Origin of the sequence: Pseudomonas sp. 273 (assembly GCF_029201425.1) — a bacterium.
Lineage (GTDB): Bacteria > Pseudomonadota > Gammaproteobacteria > Pseudomonadales > Pseudomonadaceae > Pseudomonas > Pseudomonas delhiensis.
Map to the genome: position 1 here is coordinate 5539892 of NZ_CP116775.1, position 21620 is coordinate 5561511.

General features: G+C 67.1%; 23 protein-coding genes and 1 pseudogene. 8 read left to right on the forward strand and 16 right to left on the reverse strand.

Annotation, left to right across the window (positions count from 1 at the left end):
- Positions 1–65: 65 nt before the first annotated feature.
- Positions 66–1412: a tryptophan--tRNA ligase gene (locus tag PKO50_RS25280; protein WP_275627578.1), complete on the reverse strand. Its 1347-nt coding sequence runs from the start codon at positions 1410–1412 to the stop codon at positions 66–68.
- A 43-nt stretch (positions 1413–1455) separates the two neighbouring features.
- The gene (locus tag PKO50_RS25285) at positions 1456–2100 is read right to left on the reverse strand and encodes an alpha/beta hydrolase (protein ID WP_275627579.1); all 645 of its coding nucleotides are present in this window, start codon (positions 2098–2100) and stop codon (positions 1456–1458) included.
- Between the two features lie 138 nt (positions 2101–2238).
- Here PKO50_RS25285 and PKO50_RS25290 point away from each other — a divergent pair, with 138 nt between their 5' ends.
- Positions 2239–2682: a DUF1043 family protein gene (locus tag PKO50_RS25290; RefSeq protein WP_089390633.1), complete on the forward strand. Its 444-nt coding sequence runs from the start codon at positions 2239–2241 to the stop codon at positions 2680–2682.
- A gap of 403 nt (positions 2683–3085) precedes the next feature.
- On the opposite strand, the gene cysN is transcribed toward PKO50_RS25290, so the two are convergent.
- The 3 genes from cysN to cysD all read right to left on the reverse strand — a co-directional run bounded on the left by cysN (position 3086) and on the right by cysD (position 6360).
- The gene (cysN, locus tag PKO50_RS25295; protein WP_275627580.1) at positions 3086–4987 is read right to left on the reverse strand and encodes a sulfate adenylyltransferase subunit CysN; all 1902 of its coding nucleotides are present in this window, start codon (positions 4985–4987) and stop codon (positions 3086–3088) included.
- 52 nt (positions 4988–5039) lie between these two features.
- Entirely contained in the window at positions 5040–5381 is a 342-nt protein-coding gene (locus PKO50_RS25300) for a four helix bundle protein (RefSeq protein WP_275627581.1), read from the reverse strand.
- Between the two features lie 61 nt (positions 5382–5442).
- Positions 5443–6360, reverse strand: coding sequence for a sulfate adenylyltransferase subunit CysD (gene cysD, locus PKO50_RS25305; protein ID WP_043272357.1), 918 nt, complete (start codon positions 6358–6360; stop codon positions 5443–5445).
- Positions 6361–6733: 373 nt separating this feature from the next.
- Between cysD and mltB the strand changes: the two genes are divergently transcribed.
- The gene (gene mltB / locus PKO50_RS25310) at positions 6734–7840 is read left to right on the forward strand and encodes a lytic murein transglycosylase B (RefSeq protein ID WP_275627582.1); all 1107 of its coding nucleotides are present in this window, start codon (positions 6734–6736) and stop codon (positions 7838–7840) included.
- 13 nt (positions 7841–7853) lie between these two features.
- On the opposite strand, the gene PKO50_RS25315 is transcribed toward mltB, so the two are convergent.
- Positions 7854–8612 carry a Nif3-like dinuclear metal center hexameric protein gene (locus tag PKO50_RS25315; protein ID WP_089390629.1) on the reverse strand — a complete coding sequence of 253 codons (759 nt, stop codon included), beginning with the start codon at positions 8610–8612 and terminating at the stop codon, positions 7854–7856.
- Between the two features lie 115 nt (positions 8613–8727).
- On the opposite strand from PKO50_RS25315, the gene algW reads away from it, so the two are divergent.
- Positions 8728–9888 carry a Do family serine endopeptidase AlgW gene (gene algW, locus PKO50_RS25320; protein ID WP_089390628.1) on the forward strand — a complete coding sequence of 387 codons (1161 nt, stop codon included), beginning with the start codon at positions 8728–8730 and terminating at the stop codon, positions 9886–9888.
- Positions 9889–9936: 48 nt separating this feature from the next.
- On the opposite strand, the gene hisC is transcribed toward algW, so the two are convergent.
- From hisC to PKO50_RS25370, 10 genes and pseudogenes are all read right to left on the reverse strand, one after another.
- On the reverse strand, positions 9937–10995 hold the full coding sequence (gene hisC / locus PKO50_RS25325; RefSeq protein ID WP_275627583.1) for a histidinol-phosphate transaminase: 1059 nt from the start codon (positions 10993–10995) through the stop codon (positions 9937–9939).
- Between the two features lie 60 nt (positions 10996–11055).
- Entirely contained in the window at positions 11056–12366 is a 1311-nt protein-coding gene (gene hisD, locus PKO50_RS25330) for a histidinol dehydrogenase (RefSeq protein WP_275627584.1), read from the reverse strand.
- A gap of 123 nt (positions 12367–12489) precedes the next feature.
- Complete coding sequence (gene hisG, locus PKO50_RS25335) at positions 12490–13125, reverse strand: ATP phosphoribosyltransferase (RefSeq protein ID WP_109931841.1); 636 nt, start codon at positions 13123–13125, stop codon at positions 12490–12492.
- A gap of 12 nt (positions 13126–13137) precedes the next feature.
- Positions 13138–14403 (reverse strand): UDP-N-acetylglucosamine 1-carboxyvinyltransferase, encoded by a 1266-nt coding sequence (murA, locus tag PKO50_RS25340; RefSeq protein ID WP_089390624.1) that lies wholly within the window; start codon positions 14401–14403, stop codon positions 13138–13140.
- 20 nt (positions 14404–14423) lie between these two features.
- Complete coding sequence (locus tag PKO50_RS25345) at positions 14424–14663, reverse strand: BolA family protein (protein WP_109931843.1); 240 nt, start codon at positions 14661–14663, stop codon at positions 14424–14426.
- 114 nt (positions 14664–14777) lie between these two features.
- Positions 14778–15089 carry an STAS domain-containing protein gene (locus PKO50_RS25350; protein ID WP_275627585.1) on the reverse strand — a complete coding sequence of 104 codons (312 nt, stop codon included), beginning with the start codon at positions 15087–15089 and terminating at the stop codon, positions 14778–14780.
- Complete coding sequence (locus PKO50_RS25355) at positions 15086–15745, reverse strand: ABC transporter substrate-binding protein (protein ID WP_109932927.1); 660 nt, start codon at positions 15743–15745, stop codon at positions 15086–15088. Before PKO50_RS25355 ends, PKO50_RS25350 begins: the two co-directional genes overlap by 4 nt.
- A 20-nt stretch (positions 15746–15765) precedes the next feature.
- Positions 15766–16242, reverse strand: coding sequence for an outer membrane lipid asymmetry maintenance protein MlaD (gene mlaD / locus PKO50_RS25360; protein ID WP_109931847.1), 477 nt, complete (start codon positions 16240–16242; stop codon positions 15766–15768).
- Complete coding sequence (gene mlaE / locus PKO50_RS25365) at positions 16242–17039, reverse strand: lipid asymmetry maintenance ABC transporter permease subunit MlaE (protein WP_109931848.1); 798 nt, start codon at positions 17037–17039, stop codon at positions 16242–16244. Before mlaE ends, mlaD begins: the two co-directional genes overlap by 1 nt.
- Before the next feature lie 7 nt (positions 17040–17046).
- Positions 17047–17847: pseudogene (locus PKO50_RS25370) on the reverse strand (ATP-binding cassette domain-containing protein); the annotation flags it as partial.
- A gap of 243 nt (positions 17848–18090) precedes the next feature.
- Between PKO50_RS25370 and PKO50_RS25375 the strand changes: the two are divergent.
- From PKO50_RS25375 to lptB, 5 genes are read left to right on the forward strand one after another with little or no spacing between them, the layout of a single operon-like run.
- Positions 18091–19065 carry a KpsF/GutQ family sugar-phosphate isomerase gene (locus PKO50_RS25375; RefSeq protein ID WP_275627586.1) on the forward strand — a complete coding sequence of 325 codons (975 nt, stop codon included), beginning with the start codon at positions 18091–18093 and terminating at the stop codon, positions 19063–19065.
- Positions 19066–19590 (forward strand): HAD family hydrolase, encoded by a 525-nt coding sequence (locus PKO50_RS25380; protein ID WP_058488599.1) that lies wholly within the window; start codon positions 19066–19068, stop codon positions 19588–19590. It begins immediately after the preceding gene.
- 8 nt (positions 19591–19598) lie between these two features.
- Positions 19599–20168, forward strand: coding sequence for an LPS export ABC transporter periplasmic protein LptC (lptC, locus tag PKO50_RS25385; protein WP_089390619.1), 570 nt, complete (start codon positions 19599–19601; stop codon positions 20166–20168).
- Complete coding sequence (gene lptA, locus PKO50_RS25390; protein ID WP_089390618.1) at positions 20155–20691, forward strand: lipopolysaccharide transport periplasmic protein LptA; 537 nt, start codon at positions 20155–20157, stop codon at positions 20689–20691. The genes lptC and lptA overlap by 14 nt, the downstream gene beginning before the upstream one ends.
- Positions 20691–21416 (forward strand): LPS export ABC transporter ATP-binding protein, encoded by a 726-nt coding sequence (gene lptB / locus PKO50_RS25395; RefSeq protein WP_109931855.1) that lies wholly within the window; start codon positions 20691–20693, stop codon positions 21414–21416. Before lptA ends, lptB begins: the two co-directional genes overlap by 1 nt.
- Positions 21417–21620 lie beyond the last annotated feature (204 nt).

A 21620-nucleotide genomic window follows, 5' to 3' on the forward strand; every position in this document is an offset into this window, starting at 1 on the left:
GACACTTTAGCGACGGCCCCGCCTCTTGGCAATCGGCCATCCGTCGAGGATGGCCGTTCGCGGCCTTACTCCTGGGGCGCCAGCGCCTCGCGCACACGCTCGATGGCGGCGTCGCGGCTGGCGGCGTCGGCGAACGCCGGGCTCTGCGCCACGGCCGCACCGTCCAGCCACAGGGCGAAGGCATTGCCTTCGGCGCGCAGGTCCAGCGCCTCGCCGCTCTGCAGGCGCTTGCTCACCGCCCCGGCAGACTTGCCGTCGGCGAAGGCATTGGACAGCAGCAGCTGCTCGCCGGCGGCGTCCAGCAGGCGGAAGCGGAAGCTGCCGTCTTCCTCGCGGAAGCTGACGATGCGCGCGCTCTTGGCGGCCTTCTTCTTGCCCTCGCCGGCCACCTGCACCTGCTCGCGGAAGGAGCGCAGGCCCACGGCCTCGCGCAGCTCGCCGAGGAACGGGGTGGCGATGCGACGGGCCTTGGCGGCGCCGGCCAGGAGGATGTCCTCCAGGTCGGCGGGGCGGGCGATCAGCGTGTGGTAGCGCTCGCGGGCCTCGCCCAGCTCGGCTTCCAGCAGTTCGTAGAGGCGCTGCTTGGCTTCGCCCCAGGCCAGGCCCTCGAGCAGCGCGGCGCGGAACTCGGCCAGCTGCGCCGGCGTGGCGAAGGCCTGGTAGAGGGTGAACAGGTGCGAATTGTCCGGGTCCTTCGGCTCGCCGGGGGCGCGGGAGTCGGTGACGATGCGGGCGATGGCGTCCTTGAGCTGCTTGCTGCTGCCGAACAGCGGGATGGTGTTGTCGTAGCTCTTGGACATCTTGCGCCCGTCCAGGCCCGGCAGGGTCGCCACTTCTTCCTCGATCACCACTTCCGGCAGGGTGAACAGCTCCTTGCCGTTGCCGAACAGGTGGTTGAAGCGCTGGCCGATGTCGCGGGCCATCTCCACGTGCTGGATCTGGTCGCGGCCGACCGGCACCTTGTGCGCGTTGAACATCAGGATGTCCGCGGCCATCAGGATCGGGTAGCTGTACAGGCCCATGCTGACGCCGGCGTCCGGGTCCTCCCCGGCCTCGACGTTCTTGTCCACCGAGGCCTTGTACGCGTGGGCGCGGTTGAGCAGGCCCTTGGCCGTGACGCAGGTCAGCAGCCAGGTCAGCTCGGGGATCTCGGGAATGTCGGACTGGCGGTAGAAGGTCGCCTTGTCGGTATCCAGGCCCAGGGCCAGCCAGGTGGCGGCGATCTCCAGGCGCGAGCGCTGGATGCGCAGCGGGTCGTCGCACTTGATCAGCGCGTGGTAGTCGGCCAGGAAGTAGAAGGAGTCGGCCTGCGGGTCGCGGCTGGCGACGATCGCCGGGCGGATGGCGCCAGCGTAGTTGCCCAGGTGCGGGGTGCCGGTGGTGGTGATGCCGGTGAGGATGCGGGTCGTCATGGGATACCAGAAATCAGCGCGGGAAAAATGAGCGGCCTGGATGTTAACCCGCGGCGCCGGCCGGCGCGAGCCGGGGCTGCAGCAGGTCCTTGAGCTCGATCAGCTTGCCGTGGAAGAAGTGGCTGCACTCAGGCACGCGCAGCAGTTCGTGGGGCAGCGCCAGCGACTCGCTCCAGGCGTAGACGCGGGCCGGGGTCACCACTTCGTCATCTTCGGGCTGTACCACGGTGATGGAGCACTGCCGCGGCAGTTCGACGGCGAAGCGTTCCACCGGCGGCGCCAGCATGAACAGGTGGCGCAGGGCCACGCCCTGCCCTTCCAGGCGCGCGGCGGCGTTGCCGGCCACGCAGGAGCCGAAGGAAAAGCCCATCGGCGTCAGCGGCAGGCCGGGGTGTTTCTCCCCGAGCCAGCGGGCCGCGGCCAGGGCGTCGTCGATCTCGCCACGGCCGTCTGCGTAGCTGCCGGCGCTCTGGCCGACGCCACGGAAGTTGAAACGCAGGGTGGCGTAGCCGGCATCCCGGGCGATGCGCTGCAGGGTGGCGACCACCTTGTTCTGCATGGTGCCGGCGAACAGCGGGTGCGGATGGCAGATCAGCGCCACGCCGACGGCGTCCGGCGTGTCCAGGTGCAGGGCTTCCAGGGGGCCGTCCGGGCCATCGATGAACAGGGGGATTTCGCGGGTGGACAAACAGCAACTCCGTGACCCCGAGGCGGGTCGTCTCGTCTAGCTCGATACCGCGCCGACACCGAGGCCTCGCCCCGTGGTATACAGCGCAGGTGCAAGTCGCTAACGTAAAGCAAAGCCGTCTATAGAGGAAGGATTCGCGTGGAACAGTCCCTCACCACCTGGTTGGTCCCGGTCATCGCTCTGCTCGTCGGGGCCGCTGTCGGCTTCCTGATCGCTCGCCTGCTGCCCGGCGCCGCGCCCAACCGCATGCAACGCCAGGTCGATGACCTGCAGGAACGCTTCGACAGTTACCAGCGCGAGGTGGTGACGCACTTCAACACCACCGCCAGCCTGGTGAAGAAGCTCACCCAGAGCTACCAGGACGTCCAGGAACACCTGTCCGAGAGCGCCGAGCGCCTGGCCCTCGACGAGCAGACCAAGCAGCGCCTGCTGGCCGCCCTGCACGCCGAGGACAGCTACCCCGAGCGCCGCGAACGCCTGACCCCGCCGGCCAGCCAGGAAGCGCCGAAGGACTACGCGCCGAAGACCGGCGAAGGCCCCGGCACCCTGGACGAGACCTACGGTCTCAAGCGCAAGCTCTGAGCCCGCAGCGCCCCGGAAAAAAGCCCCGCCATGGCGGGGTTTTTTCATGTCTGGAAACAGGCTTTCGTAGGAGCGAGCTTGCTCGCGAAGGGTGTTTATCGGCTGGTGCCTGGTGTTCGCCCCGAAGAGCCCCTCTCCCTAACCCTCTCCCTGAAGGGAGAGGGGACCGTTCGGTGTGCTTGGATATTCTGGAGTCAGCCGGCAACACCGTTGGTTTCCGACTGAAACCATTCCTCCTCTCGGCACGGACAGGCCCCCTCTCCCTTCAGGGAGAGGGCTGGGGAGAGGGCGCTCTAAAGCCCGGCATCTAAAGTCCTCGGCAGCCCCCTTCGCGAGCAAGCTCGCGCCTACACAAAAAAGAAAAAACCCCGCCTAGGCGGGGCTTTTCACAACGCTGTCGCGATCAGATCGCGCCGCGCTGGCGCAGCATGTCGAGGACCGCCTTGACGCCCTCTTCCACCGACTGGTGGTGGGTGTCGATCACCAGGTCGGCATCCAGCGGCACGTCGTAGGGGAAGGACTCGCCGGGGATGTTGTCCTGGCCGGCCGCGTACAGGCCCTGCGGGTCGCGCTCGCGGCAGACCTGCGGCGATGCCTGGACGTAGACGGTGATCAGGCGCTCGTCGCCGATCAGCGCCCTGGCCTGCTCGCGGCCTTCGGCGCTGGGCGCGACGAAGGCGCACAGGCTGATCAGCCCGGCCTCGTTGAACTGCCTGGCGACGTGGGCGGTGCGCAGCCAGTTCTCGGTGCGCCCGGCGCGGTCCTGGGGCAGGCCCTTGTTCAGGTCGTGGCGCAGGTTCTGGCCATCCAGCACGTAGACCGCGCGGCCCATGTCGAACAGCTTGCGCTCCAGGGCGTAGGCCAGGGTGCTCTTGCCGGCGCCGGAGAGGCCGCTGAACAGCACCGTGGCCGGCTGCTGACCGAAGCGCGCGGAGCGCTCCTCGCGGCTCACGTGGGCGCCCTGGCCGTGGTGGCCGGCATGGCTCTGGCCGGCTGGCGGCGCGGCGATGATCATGCCGGCGCCGACGGTGCCGTTGGTCAGCCGGTCGATGACGATGAAGGCGCCGGTGGTGCGGTTCTGCGCATAGCCGTCGAGGGCGATGGGCGCATCCAGGCTGACCTTCACGCGGGCGATCTCGTTGAGCTTGAGTTCGCTGGCGGCGGTCTCTTCCAGGGTGTTCACGTCCACCTTGTGGGTGATGCTCGGGATCGAGCCCGGCACATAGCTGGTGGCGCGCTTGATGTCGTATTTCTTGCCCGGGAGCATGGGCTCCTCGGCCATCCACACGAGCATGGCGTCGAAGCCGTCGGTGACCTGCGGGCGGTTGTCCGCATGCACCAGCATGTCGCCACGGGAGACGTCGATCTCGTCTTCCAGGGTCAGGGTGATGGCCTGGCCCGGGCCGGCGTGTTCCAGCTCGCCTTCGAAGGTGACGATGGACTTGACCTTGCTGCCCTTGCCCGACGGCAGCGCCACGACCTCGTCGCCCTTGCGCACGATGCCGCTGGCCAGGGTGCCGGCGAAGCCGCGGAAGTTCAGGTTCGGGCGGTTGACGTACTGCACCGGGAAGCGCATGTCGTCCAGGTTGCGGTCGCCGGCGATCTCGACGGTCTCGAGGATCTCCATCAGCGACTGGCCGGTGTACCAGGGCGAACGCTCGGACTTGTTGACCACGTTGTCGCCCTTGAGCGCCGACATGGGGACGAAGTGCAGCGAGCTGGCCTTCAGGTTGATCTTCTCGGCGAACTGCAGGTAGTCGGCCTTGATCTGCTCGAACACGCCCTGGTCGAAGTCCTTCAGGTCCATCTTGTTGATGGCGACGACGATGTGCTTGATGCCCAGCAGGGAGGCGATGAAGCTGTGCCGGCGGGTCTGGGTCTGCACGCCGTAGCGGGCGTCGATCAGGATGATGGCCAGGTCGCAGGTGGACGCGCCGGTGGCCATGTTGCGGGTGTACTGCTCGTGGCCGGGGGTGTCGGCGATGATGAACTTGCGCTTGGCGGTGCTGAAGTAGCGGTACGCCACGTCGATGGTGATGCCCTGCTCGCGCTCGGCCTGCAGGCCGTCCACCAGCAGCGCCAGGTCGACGTCGTCGCCGGTGGTGCCGACTTTCTTCGAGTCGCGGGTGATGGCCTCCAGGTGATCCTCGTAGATCATCTTGGAGTCGTGCAGCAAGCGCCCGATCAGGGTGCTCTTGCCATCATCGACGTTGCCGCAGGTGAGGAAGCGCAGCAGCTCTTTACGCTCGTGCTGGGCCAGGTAGGCGAGGATGTCCTCGCTGATCAATTCAGATTGATGCGACATTTCGTGGGCTCCAGGCTGCAAGCTGCAGGCGGCAGGCTTACAGCGCCAAAAATTACTCTGAAATCCGGCCAATCAGGCCGGTCAGCATCCGAGAGATCCGCGTCGACTCTTCAAGCCAGTGGTCGGCGACTGAGGGACTGATGTAACCGATGTCGGCACCCACCAGAATCTGCGTCCTGAGCTCTGCACAAGAACCCTTCGCGATCCAGAGGAACCGGCACTTCTCCCTCTCGCTCCCTCTCTCCATGCCCTCGGCGATATTGCTGGGAATGGACAGGGCCGAACGAGTGATCTGATCCCTGAAACCGTAATCGCGGCATCCTGCGAAGCCGCGATATACATCTACCGTAAGCGTCCTGGCCTTTTGCCAGACTTCAAGCCGTTCGAAATCCATTCGCAGCACTCCGTTCTTGCCTGGAGCCTGCAGCTTGAAGCCTGCAGCCTGTAGCCGCTTCTTAGAAATACCCCTGACGTTTCTTTTCTTCCATCGAACCTGCCTGGTCGTGGTCGATGACCCGGCCCTGGCGTTCGGAAGTGCGCGTCAGCAGCATTTCCTGGATGATTTCCGGCAGCGTGGTGGCGGTGGATTCCACCGCGCCGGTCAGCGGGTAGCAGCCCAGGGTGCGGAAACGCACCATCTTCTTCTGGATGCTGGCCTTCTGTTCATCGCTGAGGTGCTCGAGGATGCGCTCGTCGTCGATCATGATCAGCGCGCCGTTCATCTCGATCACTTCGCGCTCGGCGGCGAAGTACAGCGGGACGATCGGGATCTGTTCCAGGTAGATGTATTGCCAGATGTCCAGCTCGGTCCAGTTGGACAGCGGGAAGACGCGGATCGACTCGCCCTTCTTCACCTTGCCGTTGTAGACGTTCCACAGCTCCGGGCGCTGGTTCTTCGGGTCCCAGCGGTGCTTGCTGTCGCGGAAGGAGTAGACGCGCTCCTTGGCGCGGGACTTCTCCTCGTCGCGGCGGGCACCACCGAAGGCGGCGTCGAAGCCGTACTTGTCGAGGGCCTGCTTGAGGCCTTCGGTCTTCATGATGTCGGTGTGCTTGGCGCTGCCGTGGGTGAAGGGGTTGATGTCCTGGGCCACGCCATCGGGGTTGATGTGGGTGATCAGGTCCAGGCCCATTTCCTCGACCATCTTGTCGCGGAAGCGGTACATCTCCTGGAATTTCCAGCGGGTGTCGACGTGCATCACCGGGAACGGCAGCTTGCCGGGGAAGAAGGCCTTGCGCGCCAGATGCAGCATCACCGCGCTGTCCTTGCCGATCGAGTACAGCATCACCGGGTTGTCGAACTCGGCGGCCACCTCGCGGATGATGTGGATGCTTTCCGCCTCCAGCTGTTTCAGATGCGTCAGTTTGTCGACCATGGCTACTCACGGAATTGCTTATGGACGGCCTTCGGGCCGTAGACGAGGGCGCACTCTACCACAACGCCAGACTCTAACCGGGCGCCCACTTATACCGAAAGAATATACTCATATAGCCACTTGTCAGACCGCGCCAGCGCCCAGGAGACTAGGGCCCCGGCCTTGGCGGGCGGGCTGGGGCGCGCCGCTGGAAAGAAGATATCCACAGACGCCCGACCCGCCGACGAACAGCCTTGCCGACCGGCAGCGCGGGAAAACGGGCCAGGCGCGAATTCAGGAGGAAGCGCACCCCGGCCTCCGCTAGAGTATGCCCCAGTAGGCGCGCCCATCTGCGCTACCATACCTTCATTCCCGACGCCCCAGCAGATTTCCCATGCGCCGCATCGCCCCGCTCCTGCCCCTGTTCCTCCTGATCGCCGCCTGCAGCAGCAAGCCCACCTCGCCGCCGCCGGCAACCGCCCCGCAAAAGGGTGGCGCGCCCACCACGACGCGCCTGTACACCCCGGCGAACCCGGTGCAGCCGATCAGCCCGCTGACCGGCGACTTCGCCAACAACCCGAACGCGCGGCGTTTCGTCGACCGGATGGTCAGCCTGCACGGCTTCGATCGCCAGCAGCTGCAGGACGTGCTGGGCCGCACCCAGCGCCTGGACTGGGTGATCCGCCTGATGGACCGCCAGGCGCCGACCTACCAGGCGCCGAGCGGCCCCAATGGCGCCTGGCTGCGCTACCGCAGGAAGTTCATCACCCCGGACAACATCCAGAACGGCGTGGCCTTCTGGAACCAGTACGAAGACGCGCTCGAGCGCGCCTCGAAGACCTACGGCGTGCCGCCGGAGATCATCGTCGGCATCATCGGCGTGGAAACCCGCTGGGGCCGGGTGATGGGCAAGACGCGGATCATGGACGCCCTGGCCACCCTGGCCTTCGACTACCCGCGGCGCGCCGACTTCTTCACCGGCGAGCTGGAGCAGTTCCTCCTGCTGGCGCGCAAGGAGCGCGACGACCCGCTGGCCCTGCGCGGTTCCTACGCCGGCGCCATGGGCTACGGCCAGTTCATGCCGACCTCGTTCGCCCGCTACGCGGTGGACTTCGATGGCGACGGCCACGTCGACCTGTGGGACCCGCAGGACGCCATCGGCAGCGTCGCCAACTATTTCCAGCAGCACGGCTGGGTCACCCACGACAGCATCGCCGTGCCGGCCAGCGGCCAGGCGCGCGGGCTCGAGGATGGCTTCAAGACGCAGTATCCGATCCAGACGCTGAGCGCCGCCGGGCTGCGCCCGCAGGCGCCGCTGGGCAAGCACCAGAGCGCCAGCCTGCTGCGCCTGGACATGGGCCGCAACTACCAGTACTGGTACGGCCTGCCGAACTTCTACGTGATCACCCGCTACAACCACAGCACCCACTACGCGATGGCGGTCTGGCAGCTGGGCGCGGCCGTGGACCAGGCCCGGCGCCGCTACGCCTCGACGCCCTGAATGCCCCGCCGCATCAGGCGGGGTTCGGGCAGTCGATGAAGCGGTGCTCGATGCCGAAGCGCTCGGCCAGGTAACGGCCCAGCGCCTGTACGCCGTAGCGCTCTGTGGCATGGTGGCCGGCGGCGATGAAGGTGATGCCGTTCTCCCGGGCGCTGTGCACCGTCTGCTCGGAGACCTCGCCGGTGAGGTAGGCATCCACGCCCGCCGCGATGGCCTGGTCGATGTAGCCCTGGGCGCCGCCGGTGCACCAGGCGATGCGCCGGATCGGCCGCTCGCCTTCCACCAGCAGCGGCTCGCGGCCCAGCACCCGGGCCACGTGGGCGGCGAAATCGGCTGGCGCCGTGGGCGCCGCGGGGGCGCCCAGCAACACGATGGAGCGCGGGTTGCCCGGCTCCAGCGGGCCCTCGACGTGCAGGCCGAGCTGTTGCCCCAGCTGCACGTTGTTGCCCACCTGCGGGTGCAGGTCCAGCGGCAGGTGGTAGGCGATCAGGCTGATGTCGTGGGCCAGCAGGGTCTTCAGGCGGCGCTGCTTCATGCCCACCACGCAGGGATTCTCGCCCTTCCAGAAGTAGCCATGGTGGACCAGCACCGCATCGGCCTGCGCGGCCACCGCCGCGTCCAGCAGCGCCTGGCTGGCGGTGACGCCGCTGACGATGCGCCGCACCTGCGGCCGGCCCTGCACCTGCAGGCCATTGGGGCAGTAGTCCTGGATGCGCGCGGCGTCCAGGTAGCGGTCGGCCTCTTCGACCAGCTCGGTCAGATCGATCGCCATCGAATTTCCTCCAGGCATTAGGGGAGACGGCTATTTTCTTGCCACGCCGCCCGTATAATGGCGGCCACCCTAGCGGCCTTCCCCAGGCCGAGCAACCCCCAAGGATCGTCCTCCGATGCTGAAGGCCCTGCGTTTTCTCGGCTGGCCCGCGCTTGTCGGCGTCTTGCTGGCGCTGCTGATCATCCAGCGTAACCCCGAATGGGTCGGCCTGCCCGAACAGGAAGTCCACCTGCAGCAGGCGCCCCTGCTCAGCCGCCTGCAGCAGGGCCCCGGGACCTATGCCGACGCCGTGACCCGCGCCGCCCCGGCCGTGGCCAACCTGTACACCACCAAGATGGTCAGCCGGCCGGGCAACTCGATGCTCGACGACCCGCTGTTCCGCCGCTTCTTCGGCGACAACCTGCCGCAACAGAAGCGCATGGAGTCGAGCCTGGGCTCGGCGGTGATCATGAGCCCGGAAGGCTACCTGCTGACCAACAACCACGTCACCGCCGGCGCCGACCAGATAGTCGTGGCCCTGCGCGACGGCCGCGAGACCACCGCGCGCCTGGTCGGCAGCGACCCGGAGACGGACCTGGCGGTGCTCAAGATCGACCTCAAGGATCTGCCGGTGATGACCCTCGGCCGTTCCGACGGCATCCGCACCGGCGACGTCTGCCTGGCCATCGGCAACCCCTTCGGCGTGGGCCAGACGGTGACCATGGGCATCATCAGCGCCACCGGCCGCAACCAGCTGGGGCTGAACACCTACGAGGACTTCATCCAGACCGACGCGGCGATCAACCCGGGCAACTCCGGCGGCGCCCTGGTGGACGCCAGCGGCAACCTGGTGGGCATCAACACCGCCATCTTCTCCAAGTCCGGCGGCTCCCAGGGCATCGGCTTCGCCATCCCGGTCAAGCTGGCGCTGGAGGTGATGCAGTCGATCATCGAGCACGGCTCGGTGATCCGCGGCTGGCTGGGTGTCGAGGTGCAGCCGCTGACGCCGGAGCTGGCCGAGTCCTTCGGCCTGCAGGACCAGGGCGGCGTGGTGGTCGCCGGCGTCTACCGCGACGGCCCCGCGGCCCAGTCCGGCATGCAGCCGGGCGACATCATCCTCGACATCGACGGCAAGAAGGCCGCCGATGGCCGCACCGCGATGAACCAGGTGGCGCGCACCAAGCCGGGCGAGCAGATCAGCATCCAGGTGCTGCGCAACGGCAAGCACGTCACCCTGCAGGCCGAAGTGGGCCTGCGCCCGCCGCCGGCCCCGCCCGCGCAGCAACAGCAGCAATGACGAAGAACGGCGCCCGAGGGCGCCGTTGCTTTTCCTGCCGAGGAAGGCTCAGAGCCGCGGGCGCAGGGCGTCCAGCAGCGCCTGGTTCTGCTCCTCGGTGCCGATGCTGATGCGCAGGAACTGGGCGATGCGTTCCTGCCTGAAGTGGCGCACGATCACGCCCTGCTCGCGCAGGCCGGCGGCCAGCTCGGCGGCGTCGTGCCGCGGGTGGCGGGCGAAGATGAAGTTGGCCGCCGAGGGCAGCACCTCGAAGCCCATGCCGCTCAGCTCGCCCACCAGCTTCTCGCGGCTGTCGATCACCGCCTGGCAGGTGCGCTGGAAGTACTCGCGGTCCTCGAAGGCGGCGATGGCGCCGGCCTGGGCCACGCGGTCCAGCGGGTAGGAGTTGAAGCTGTTCTTGACCCGTTCCAGGGCCTCGATCAGGTCCTCGTGGCCGACCGCCAGGCCGACGCGCAGCCCGGCCAGGGAGCGCGACTTGGACAGGGTTTGCGCCACCAGCAGGTTCGGGTAGCGCTCCACCAGGGCGATTGCGGTCTCGCCGCCGAAGTCGACGTAGGCCTCGTCCACCAGCACCACGCTGTCCGGGTTGGCCAGCAGCAGGCGCTCGATGGCCTCCAGGGGCAGCAGGCAGCCGGTGGGGGCGTTGGGGTTGGGGAAGATGATGCCGGCGTTGGGCCTGGCGTAGTCCTCGACGCGGATCTGGAACTGCTCGTCCAGCGCCAGCGCCTCGAAGGGGATGCCGTAGAGGCCGCAGTACACCGGGTAGAAGCTGTAGGTCACGTCGGGGAACAGCAGCGGCCGGCCGTCGTGCTGGAACAGTGCGTGGAAGGCGTGGGCCAGCACCTCGTCGGAGCCGTTGCCGACGAACACCTGGCCCGGGCGCACGCCGTAGTAGTCGGCGATGGTCTGCTTCAGGCGGTCGGCGTTGGGGTCCGGGTACAGCCGCAGGGCATCGTTCAGCTCGCCCTGCATGGCGGCCAGCGCCTTGGGCGACGGGCCGTAGGGGTTCTCGTTGGTGTTCAGCTTGACCAGTTTGGCCAGCTTGGGTTGCTCACCCGGCACGTAGGGCACCAGGTCCTTGACGAAGGGGCTCCAGAACTTGCTCATCGCCCTTCTCTCCTCGAATGCGGTGGTGGGGCCGCCCCGTCACGGGGCGGCGGCACGGGTTCAGTTCTTGATGCGGTATTCGGCGCTGCGGGCATGGGCGGTCAGCGACTCGCCGCGGGCCAGGACCGAGGCGGTCTTGCCGAGTACCGAGGCGCCATCGGCCGAGCAGAAGATGATCGACGAACGCTTCTGGAAGTCGTACACCCCCAGCGGCGAGGAGAAGCGCGCGGTGCCGGAGGTCGGCAGCACGTGGTTCGGGCCTGCGCAGTAGTCGCCCAGGGCCTCGGCGGTGTAGCGGCCCATGAAGATGGCGCCGGCGTGGCGGATGCTCGGCAGCCAGCTTTGCGGGTCGGCCACCGACAGCTCCAGGTGCTCCGGGGCGATGCGGTTGGCCACCTGGCAGGCCTGGGCCTGGTCGGCGACCTGGATCAGCGCGCCGCGGTTGCCCAGCGAGGTGCGGATGATCTCGGCGCGCTCCATGGTCGGCAGCAGTTTCTCGATGCTGGCGGCGACCTTGTCGAGGAAGGCGGCATCCGGGCTGACCAGGATCGACTGGGCGTCCTCGTCGTGCTCGGCCTGGGAGAACAGGTCCATGGCGATCCAGTCCGGGTCGGTGCCGCCGTCGCAGACCACGAGGATCTCCGAGGGGCCGGCGATCATGTCGATGCCCACCTGGCCGAACACGTGGCGCTTGGCGGTGGCCACGTAGATGTTGCCCGGGCCGACGATCTTGTCCACCTGGGGCACGCTCTCGGTGCCATAGGCCAGCGCGGCCACGGCCTGGGCGCCGCCGATGGTGAAGACGCGGTCGACGCCGGCGATGCAGGCGGCGGCCAGGACGATCTCGTTGATCTCGCCACGCGGCGTCGGCACCACCATCACCACCTCGGCGACGCCGGCGACCTTGGCGGGAATCGCGTTCATCAGCACCGAGGACGGATAGGATGCCTTGCCGCCGGGTACGTACAGGCCGGCGCGGTCCAGCGGGGTGACCTGCTGGCCGAGCACGGTGCCGTCGGCCTCGGTGTAGCGCCAGGAGTCCTGCTTCTGCTTCTCGTGGTAGCTGCGCACGCGCTCGGCGGCGGTTTCCAGCGCCTCGCGCTGGGCCGGGGTGATGCGCGTCAGGGCCAGTTCCAGGCGCTCGCGCGGCAGGATCAGGTCGGCCATGGAGTTGACGGCGAGGCCGTCGAAGCGCTGGGTGAACTCGACCAGGGCGGCGTCGCCGCGGCTGCGCACGGCGGCGATGATGTCCAGCACGCGCTGGTTCACGGCGTCGTCGGACACGCTTTCCCAGGACAGCAGATGGTCCAGATGACGCGCGAAGTCCGGATCGGCGGCATTGAGTCGACGGATGGCGAAGGGTGCGGTCATAGCTGGCCTCTTTAATTGGCGTGATCTCGGGCGCCGCTAGACTAGCAAGCCTGCCGTGCGGGCACCCGAGAAAATTGGCTATGACACGGATAGGCTGCCGCGGTCATGGGACCGCGGTGGATATCAGTGACGGTGTCGCGCCTCGACGGCGTCGCGCAGGGTGTCGATCAGCGCCTGGATGCGGGCGTGCTGCATCTTCATCGAGGCCTTGTTGACCACCAGGCGCGAGCTGATGTGGGCGATCAGCTCCTGGGGCTCCAGGCCGTTGGCGCGCAGGGTGTTGCCGGTGTCGACCACGTCGATGATCTTGTCGGCCAGACCGATCAGCGGCGCCAGCTCCATCGAGCCGTAGAGCTTGATCACGTCGACCTGGCGGCCCTGTTCGGCGTAGTAGCGCTTGGCGACGTTGACGAACTTGGTGGCCACCCGCAGGCGGCCCTTGGGCTCCGGCGCGCCGACCGCGCCCGCGGTCATCAGCTTGCAGTTGGCGATACGCAGGTCCAGCGGCTCGTACAGGCCCTGGCCGCCGTACTCCATGAGCACGTCCTTGCCGGCCACGCCGAGGTCGGCGGCGCCGTGCTCGACGTAGGTCGGCACGTCGGTGGCGCGGACGATCAGCAGGCGCACGTCGTCGAGGCTGGTGGGGATGATCAGCTTGCGGCTCTTGTCCGGATTCTCGGTCGGCACTATGCCTGCCGCTGCGAGCAGCGGCAGGGTGTCATCGAGGATCCGGCCCTTGGACAGGGCGATGGTCAGCATGTCTGGTCAGCCCTAGCCCGGTACGCGGCGGATCTTGGCGCCGAGCAGTTGCAGCTTCTCTTCGATGCACTCGTAGCCACGGTCGATGTGGTAGATGCGGTCGATCAGGGTGTCGCCCTCGGCCACGAGGCCCGCGATCACCAGGCTGGCGGAAGCCCGCAGGTCGGTGGCCATGACCGGGGCGCCCTTGAGCTGCGGCACGCCGGTGACGATGGCGGTGTTGCCCTCGACCAGGATCTGCGCGCCCATGCGGTTCATCTCGTAGACGTGCATGAAGCGGTTCTCGAACACGGTCTCGATCACCGCGCCGGTGCCTTCGGCCACGGCGTTCAGCGAGATGAACTGGGCCTGCATGTCGGTGGGGAACGCCGGGTACGGCGCGGTGCGGATGTTCACCGCCTTCGGCCGGTTGCCCTTCATGTCCAGCTCGATCCAGTCGTTGCCGGTGTTGATGTGCGCACCGGCCTCCTCCAGCTTCAGCAGCACCGCCTCGAGGATGGTCGGATCGGTGTCCTTGAGCTTGACACGGCCACCGGTGGCCGCGGCGGCGACCAGGTAGGTGCCGGTCTCGATGCGGTCGGGCAGCACGTTGTACTTGGCGCCGCCCAGGCGCTTCACGCCGTCGATGACGATGGTGTCGGTGCCGGCGCCCTGGATCTGCGCGCCCATGGCGATCAGGCAGTTGGCCAGGTCGACCACCTCAGGCTCGCGGGCTGCGTTTTCCAGCACGGTACGGCCGTTGGCCAGGGCCGCGGCCATCATGATGTTCTCGGTACCGGTCACGGACACGGTATCGAAGAAGAAGTGCGCGCCGCGCAGGCCACCGGCCGGGGCCCGGGCCTTGATGTAGCCGCCTTCGACGGTGATCTGCGCGCCCATGGCCTCGAGGCCGCGGATGTGCAGGTCGACCGGACGCGAACCGATGGCGCAGCCGCCGGGCAGGGCCACCTCGGCCTCGCCGAAGCGCGCGACCATGGGGCCGAGCACCAGGATCGAGGCGCGCATGGTCTTCACCAGCTCGTAGGGCGCGACCAGGGTCTTGATGCTGTTGGCGTCGACTTCGACGTTGAGCTTCTCGTTGATCACCGGCTGCACGCCCATGCGACCGAACAGCTCGATCATGGTGGTGATGTCGTGCAGGTGCGGCAGGTTGCACACGGTGACCGGGGTGTCCGCCAGCAGGGTGGCGGCGAGGATCGGCAGCGCGGAGTTCTTGGCGCCGGAGATGCGGATTTCGCCGTCGAGACGGGAACCGCCGGTAATGATCAGTTTGTCCATAGCAGGTTATCCCCGGCGGCTCAGGAACGCTCGGCCCAGGCGGCGCGGCTGAAGAATTTCATGGTCACGGCATGGATGGCGCCACTGGCGATCCACTCGTTAAGGTGCGCGTAGATCTGCTGCTGACGTTTCACCGGGCTCAGACCGGCCAGTTCGTCACTGATCAGGTTCAGCTGGAAGTTGCAGCCTTCGCCTTCCACTTCGACCTGGGTACCCGGAAGCTTGGTTTCCAGGAAGTTCTTGACTTCAATCGCCTGCATGCTCGACCTCAATCGGCGCTCAACGCGCGCGGGCCGGCAATGATACAAAAAAGCCCCCCGCCTGCGAACCCCGCCAGGGGAAGTCGCGGACGGAGGGGCTTCCGGCCGCCCCGGTCAGCCCTGCAGCGGCAGGATGCCGTCGAGGTCGCTGACCTTGGCGATGTCCTGCATGTCCTTGGGCAGGCTGCGGATCTGCAGGCTCTTGCCCGCGTCGTGGGCATCGCGCAGGAAGGCCAGCAACAGCGACAGGCCGACGCTGCTGGATTTCTCCACCGCCGAGCAGTCCACCACCAGCTGCTGGGCGCCGCTCGCGGCGATCAGGGCCTTGCCCTGCTCGCGCAGCTGCGCACCGCTGCGGTAGTCGAGCACCCCGGCCAGGCGCAGCTCGCCGGCCGCGCCCTCGCTGATGCTGGCGGCGCTGCTCATTGCGCGCTGCCCTCGTCCGGGTTGCCCTTGGCGGCGTCCTTGGCATGGGCGACCACCTGGTCCCAACCGGCGATGGTCTTCTCCAGGTCGTTGCCGTTCTTCTGCATGGAGTCGGCGAACTGGTCGCGGAACAGCTTGCCGATGTTGATGCCGTTGATGATCACGTTGCGCAGGCGCCAGTTGCCCGCCTGGTTGACCATGGTGTACTGCACCGGATAGACGGTGCCCTTGCTGTCACGGATCTCCATGTTCACGCTGGAGCGCTCCGGGTCCTGCTTGCCGGTGGACGGCAGCACGCGGATGTCCTGGTTGTCGTACTCGAGCAGGGCGTTGCCGTAGAACTGCATCAGGCTGTTCTTGAACACCGTCTCGAAGCGCTTGATCTGCTCCGGGGTGGCCTGGCGCGAGTACTTGACGGTCATCACGCCCTTGGCGATGCCCTCGGAGTCCACCACCGGGCCGAGGATGCGGTCCAGGGCGGCGTAGAGCTGCTTGGGATCGGCGCGGTAGGCCGGCCTGTTGGTCTTGAGGTCGGACAGCAGGTTGTCGACGGTCTGCTGCACCACCTGCTGCGCATTGGGCGCGGCGTTGGCGTTGGCGATCAGCGGCAGCGCGGCGAGCAGGACCAGCAGGCCGCGGCGCAGGAGAGTCAGCATGGCGTTCATCCTCATCATCGTCATTGCTTCTTGGGCTCTTCTTTGTTGACCGAGTTCAACAGGAACTTGCCGATCAGGTCTTCCAGCACCAGCGCGGACTGGGTGTCGTGGATCACCCCGCCGTCGGCGAGCATCTTGTCGTCGCCGCCGACGCTGATGCCGATGTACTTCTCGCCCAGCAGGCCTGCGGTGAGGATAGACGCGGTGGAGTCGTCCGGCAGGTTGTTGACGCTCTTGTTGATCTCCATGGTCACCCGGCCACGGTAGCTGTCGTGGTCCAGGTCCACGGCGACCACCTTGCCGATGGTCACGCCGGCCATGGTCACCTTGCCGCGCACGGTCACGCCGGCGACGTTGTCGAAGTAGGCATACAGCTGGTAGGTGTCGGTGGAATGCCCGATGGTCAGTCCACTGACACGCAGGGCCAGCAGCAGCAGGGCCAGCAGGCCGCCGAGAAGAAACAGGCCTACACCGATTTCCAGGGTGCGGGTTTGCATCAGAAGTCTCCAAACATCAAAGCGGTCAGTATGAAGTCCAGCCCCAGTACCGCCAGGGAGGCATAGACCACGGTTCGAGTCGTCGCGCGGCTGATCCCTTCGGAGGTCGGCTCGCAGTCATAGCCCTGGAACACGGCGATCCAGGTCACAACGAAGGCGAACACCACGCTCTTGATCACGCCATTGAGCACATCCTCGCCGAATTGCACGCTGTTCTGCATGTTCGACCAGAAGGAGCCCTCGTATACGCCCAGCCAGTCGACGGCGACGGCGGCGCCGCCCCAGATGCCGACCACGCTGAAGATCGCCGCCAGCAGCGGCATCGAGATGAAGCCGGCCCACAGGCGCGGCGCGATCACGTAGCGCAGCGGGTCGACGCCGATCATCTCCAGGCTGGAAAGCTGCTCGGTGGATTTCATGTTGCCGATCTCGGCGGTCAGCGCGGAGCCTGCGCGGCCGGCGAACAGCAGGCCGGTCACCACCGGGCCCAGTTCGCGCAGCAGGGTCAGGGCCACCATCTGCCCCACCGCCTGCTCGGAACCGTAGTCCTTGAGGATGTTGTAGCCCTGCAGGGCCAGCACCATGCCGATGAAGATGCCCGAAACCACGACGATCGCCAGCGACAGCACGCCCACCGAGTACAGCTGCTTGACCAGCAGCTGGCCCATGCCGCCGGGCACCCGGCGGCCGAGCACGGCGTGGCCGAGGAACAGCGTGGAACGGCCGAGCGCCTCGAGCACGTCGAGGCCCGACCGCCCGAGCAGGCGGATCCGCTCGAGCAGTGAAGTCTTGCGCATCAGCGTTCCCCAGCAGGTCGGCGCGGTAGTCGCGCGCGGGATAGTGGAAGGGCACCGGACCATCCGGGATGCCTTTCATAAACTGGCGCACGCGCGGATCGTCGAGCTCCTTGAGCTCCGCCGGCGTGCCCTGCCCCAGCACCTTGCCGTCGCCGACGATATAGATGTAGTCGGCGATGCTGGCGGTTTCCGCCAGGTCGTGGGAAACCACGATGCTGGTGATGCCCAGGGCGTCGTTGAGCAGGCGGATCAGCCGCACCAGCACGCCCATGGCGATCGGGTCCTGGCCGACGAAAGGCTCGTCGTACATGAGTATCTGTGGGTCCAGGGCTATCGCCCGGGCCAGTGCCACGCGGCGCTTCATGCCGCCGGACAGCTCGTCCGGCATCAGCTCGACGGCGCCGCGCAGGCCCACGGCCTGCAGCTTCATCAGGACGATGTCGCGGATCATCTCCTCGGGCAGGTCGGTGTGCACCCGCAGCGGGAAGGCGACGTTCTCGAACACGTCCAGGTCGGTGAACAGCGCGCCGCTCTGGAACAGCACGCCGAACTGCTTGCGCATGTCGAACAGGTCGGCACGGGCCAGCTTGGGCAGGTTCTGCCCGTTGACCATGACGTCGCCCCTGACCGGGCGCAGCTGTGCGGCGATCAGGCGCAGCAGGGTGGTCTTGCCACAACCGGACGGCCCCATGATGCCGGTGACCTTGCCGCGCGGAATACGGATATCCACGTTGTCGAAGATGGCGCGGGTACCGCGCTTGAAGGTAACCCCCTTCAGCTCGACAGCGTATTTTTCATCGGTGCTCATAGAACTCCTTGCATGACGGCCCTGTCCCTGCAATGCCCCGTCGAACCGCCGGAACACGGTGACGCAAGACAGGCCGAACGGCGGCGAACTATAGCACTGGCGTGCGCGGCGGCCCAAGGCCCGCCACCGGCGATTCAGCTCGGATTCAGGTTCGCGTGTGCAAGATCCGGTATCGGCAGGGTGAAGCCCGGACCGCTTTACCGTTATAATCTCGCCCTTCACTTCGCCCCACGCGATCGGAACATGAGCCAGAATCACGATTTCATCCAGTCGGCACAACGCACCATCGGCCTCGAGCGCGATGCGGTGGATGCCCTGCTGCCACGCATCGGGGCCGATTTCTCCCGAGCCTGCGAGCTGCTGCTCGCCTGCAAGGGCCGCGTGGTGGTGGTCGGCATGGGCAAGTCCGGGCACATCGGCCGCAAGATCGCCGCCACCCTGGCCAGCACCGGCACCCCGGCGTTCTTCGTCCACCCGGCCGAGGCCAGCCACGGCGACATGGGCATGATCACCAGGGACGACGTGGTCCTGGCGCTGTCCAACTCCGGCTCCACCGCCGAGATCATCACCCTGCTGCCGCTGATCGCGCGCCTGGGCATCACCCTGGTGAGCATGACCGGCAACCCCGAGTCGCCGCTGGCCAAGGCCGCCGCGGTGAACCTGGACGCCAGCGTCGAGCACGAGGCCTGCTCGCTGAACCTGGCGCCGACCTCCTCCACCACCGTCTCCCTGGTGCTCGGCGACGCCCTCGCCGTGGCCCTGCTGGAGGCCCGCGGCTTCACCGCCGAGGACTTCGCCTTCTCCCACCCGGGCGGCGCCCTGGGCCGGCGATTGTTGCTGAAAGTGGAAAACATCATGCACGTGGGTGAAGAACTGCCGCAGGTCTCCCCCGGCACCTCGCTCAGCGGCGCCCTGCTGGAAATGACCCGCAAGGGCCTGGGCATGACCATCGTCCTGGGCGAGGACGGCCGCCTGGCCGGCGTGTTCACCGACGGCGACCTGCGCCGCACCCTGGACAAGGGCGTGGACGTGCGCACGGCCACCATCGACCAGGTGATGACCGTGCACGGCAAGACCGTGCGCCCGGACATGCTCGCCGCCGAAGCCCTGAAGATCATGGACGACCACAAGATCAACGTCCTGGTGGTGGTCGACGGCGACGACCACCCGGTGGGCGTGCTGCACGTCCACGACCTGACCCGCGCCGGAGTCATCTGAATGACCGCAGACCTGCTGCAACGCGCCAGTGGCGTGCGCCTGGCGGTGTTCGACGTGGACGGCGTGCTGACCGACGGCAAGCTCTACTTCCTGCCCGACGGCGGCGAGTTCAAGACCTTCAACACCCTCGACGGCCACGGCATCAAGATGCTCATCGCCTCGGGCGTGCGCACCGCCATCATCAGCGGCCGCAAGAGCGCCGTGGTCGAGCGCCGCGCCCAGAACCTGGGCATCGAGCACCTGTTCCAGGGCCGCGAGGACAAGCTGGTGGTCCTCGACCAACTGCTCGCCGAACTCGGGCTAGGCTATGAACAGGTCGCCTACCTGGGCGACGACCTGCCCGACCTTCCGGTCATCCGCCGGGTCGGCCTGGGCATGGCGGTGGCCAGCGCCGACGCCTTCGTTCGCCAGCACGCCCACGGCGTGACCCAGGCGCGCGGCGGCGAAGGCGCGGCCCGTGAATTCTGCGAACTCATCCTGCGCGCCCAGGGCAACCTCGAGGCGGCGCAGAGCGCCTACCTGTAGAGCCGGATATGCCGAAGACCCTTCGCCAGAAGCTCCTCCTCGCCCTGATCGCGGTCCTGCTGGTCGCACTGGGCTACTACTGGAACGTGCGCCTGGACTTCAACGAGCGCCAGGTCACGCCCAGCAACGACGCCATCGACTTCTACGCGGCCAATGCCCACAGCCTGCAGTACCGCGAGGACGGCAGCCTGGCCTACGAGATGACCGCCGATCGGCTGGAACACATGAAGGCCACCGACGTCACCAACGTCACCACGCCGGACCTGTTCTTCTTCCGCGAGGGCCAGCCGCAGCCGTGGCACGTGCAGAGCGTGCGCGCCGAGGTGGGCCCGGAAGGCAAGCAGGTCGAACTGATAGACAACGTCCGGGTCCAGCGCACCGACGCGCAGAACCGCACCCTGCTGCTCACCACCACGCGCATGACGGTGTTCCCGGACAAGGATTATGCCGAGACCAGTCAACCCGTTAAGATCACCGAGCCCCAAGGGGTGACCACGGCGGTAGGCATGAAAGCGTATCTGAAAGACAGCCGGATGACCCTGCTGTCCAACGTAAGAGGTCAGCATGAGGTTCGTTAAAACCTTCCCCCTTTTCCTCGGCCTCGTCGCCAGCCTGGGCAGCAGCGCAAGCTGGGCGCTGCCGACCGATCGCGAACAACCGATCCGCGTGCAGGCCGACAGCGCCGAGCTGGACGACAAGCAGGGCGTCGCGGTCTACCGCGGCGACGTGGTGGTGACCCAGGGCAGCATGAAGCTGACCGGCAACACCGTCACCCTCAAGCAGAACAAGGACGGCGAGATCGAGGTGGTCACCTCGGTCGGCAAGCCCGCCTACTTCGAGCAGAAGCCGGCGCCGGAAAAGGAAATCACCAAGGCCTACGGCCTGACCATCCAGTACTTCGTCACCCAGAACCGGGTGATCCTGATCGACCAGGCCAAGGTGATCCAGGAAGGCAACACCTTCGAAGGCGAGAAGGTCGTCTACGATACCGAACGGCAGATCGTCAACGCCGGCCGCGCCACGGGCACCCAGGTGACCACCCCGCGCCCGCGCATCGACATGGTCATCCAGCCCAAGAAGAAGCAGGATCAAGCCCAGTAATGGCCACGCTCACCGCACAGCACCTCGCCAAGAGCTACAAGGGTCGCCAGGTCGTCCGCGACGTCAGCATGAGCATCGACAGCGGGCAGATCGTCGGCCTGCTCGGCCCCAACGGCGCCGGCAAGACCACCTGCTTCTACATGATCGTCGGCCTGGTGCGCGCCGACCAGGGCGTGGTCCGCATCGACGAGCAGGACGTCACCAACCTGCCCATGCACGGCCGCGCCCGCGCCGGCATCGGCTACCTGCCGCAGGAAGCCTCGATCTTCCGCAAGCTGTCGGTGGCGGACAACATCGGCGCCATCCTCGAGACCCGCGCCGACCTCGACCGCAACGGCCGCAAGGAAGCCCTGGAGAGCCTGCTGGAGGAGTTCCACATCCACCACATCCGCGACAACCTCGGCATGAGCCTGTCCGGTGGCGAGCGCCGCCGCGTGGAGATCGCCCGCGCCCTGGCCAGCTCGCCGAAGTTCATCCTCCTCGACGAACCCTTCGCCGGCGTGGACCCGATCTCGGTGGGCGACATCAAGCAGATCATCCACCACCTCAAGGCCAAGGGCATCGGCGTGCTCATCACCGACCACAACGTGCGCGAGACCCTGGACATCTGCGAGACGGCCTACATCGTCAACGACGGCCAGTTGATCGCCGAAGGCGACTCCACGGCAATCATGGCCAACGAGCTGGTCAAGGAAGTCTACCTGGGCCACGAGTTCCGCCTCTGAGCCCCCACGCCCCGGCCTCGTGCCGGGGCGCAGGCACCCCATCACGTCGGCCCGACCGACCGACATCAGATTTATGCGTAAACGCCCTAGGCAAAGTCCGAGAATTCAGGCATATAATTTGCTTCCTAGCGGCGTTCCGGAGCTTCGGCCCTGGCGCCCGTAGTCGTGGATATGGCGCACTACACGCCAGCGAACAAGGTGCCA

Bases quoted from the DNA above. Each gene is read 5' to 3' on its own strand.
- cysD (WP_043272357.1), bottom strand. From the start codon at position 6,360: ATGGTCGACAAACTGACGCATCTGAAACAGCTGGAGGCGGAAAGCATC.
- lptA (WP_089390618.1), top strand. From the start codon at position 20,155: ATGAGGTTCGTTAAAACCTTCCCCCTTTTCCTCGGCCTCGTCGCCAGC.
- mlaE (WP_109931848.1), bottom strand. From the start codon at position 17,039: ATGCGCAAGACTTCACTGCTCGAGCGGATCCGCCTGCTCGGGCGGTCG.
- PKO50_RS25380 (WP_058488599.1), top strand. From the start codon at position 19,066: ATGACCGCAGACCTGCTGCAACGCGCCAGTGGCGTGCGCCTGGCGGTG.
- cysN (WP_275627580.1), bottom strand. From the start codon at position 4,987: ATGTCGCATCAATCTGAATTGATCAGCGAGGACATCCTCGCCTACCTG.
- lptC (WP_089390619.1), top strand. From the start codon at position 19,599: ATGCCGAAGACCCTTCGCCAGAAGCTCCTCCTCGCCCTGATCGCGGTC.
- PKO50_RS25355 (WP_109932927.1), bottom strand. From the start codon at position 15,745: ATGCTGACTCTCCTGCGCCGCGGCCTGCTGGTCCTGCTCGCCGCGCTG.
- hisG (WP_109931841.1), bottom strand. From the start codon at position 13,125: ATGCTGACCATCGCCCTGTCCAAGGGCCGGATCCTCGATGACACCCTG.
- mltB (WP_275627582.1), top strand. From the start codon at position 6,734: ATGCGCCGCATCGCCCCGCTCCTGCCCCTGTTCCTCCTGATCGCCGCC.
- lptB (WP_109931855.1), top strand. From the start codon at position 20,691: ATGGCCACGCTCACCGCACAGCACCTCGCCAAGAGCTACAAGGGTCGC.
- PKO50_RS25300 (WP_275627581.1), bottom strand. From the start codon at position 5,381: ATGGATTTCGAACGGCTTGAAGTCTGGCAAAAGGCCAGGACGCTTACG.
- algW (WP_089390628.1), top strand. From the start codon at position 8,728: ATGCTGAAGGCCCTGCGTTTTCTCGGCTGGCCCGCGCTTGTCGGCGTC.
- murA (WP_089390624.1), bottom strand. From the start codon at position 14,403: ATGGACAAACTGATCATTACCGGCGGTTCCCGTCTCGACGGCGAAATC.
- PKO50_RS25350 (WP_275627585.1), bottom strand. From the start codon at position 15,089: ATGAGCAGCGCCGCCAGCATCAGCGAGGGCGCGGCCGGCGAGCTGCGC.
- PKO50_RS25345 (WP_109931843.1), bottom strand. From the start codon at position 14,663: ATGCAGGCGATTGAAGTCAAGAACTTCCTGGAAACCAAGCTTCCGGGT.
- mlaD (WP_109931847.1), bottom strand. From the start codon at position 16,242: ATGCAAACCCGCACCCTGGAAATCGGTGTAGGCCTGTTTCTTCTCGGC.
- PKO50_RS25280 (WP_275627578.1), bottom strand. From the start codon at position 1,412: ATGACGACCCGCATCCTCACCGGCATCACCACCACCGGCACCCCGCAC.
- PKO50_RS25315 (WP_089390629.1), bottom strand. From the start codon at position 8,612: ATGGCGATCGATCTGACCGAGCTGGTCGAAGAGGCCGACCGCTACCTG.
- hisD (WP_275627584.1), bottom strand. From the start codon at position 12,366: ATGACCGCACCCTTCGCCATCCGTCGACTCAATGCCGCCGATCCGGAC.
- PKO50_RS25375 (WP_275627586.1), top strand. From the start codon at position 18,091: ATGAGCCAGAATCACGATTTCATCCAGTCGGCACAACGCACCATCGGC.
- hisC (WP_275627583.1), bottom strand. From the start codon at position 10,995: ATGAGCAAGTTCTGGAGCCCCTTCGTCAAGGACCTGGTGCCCTACGTG.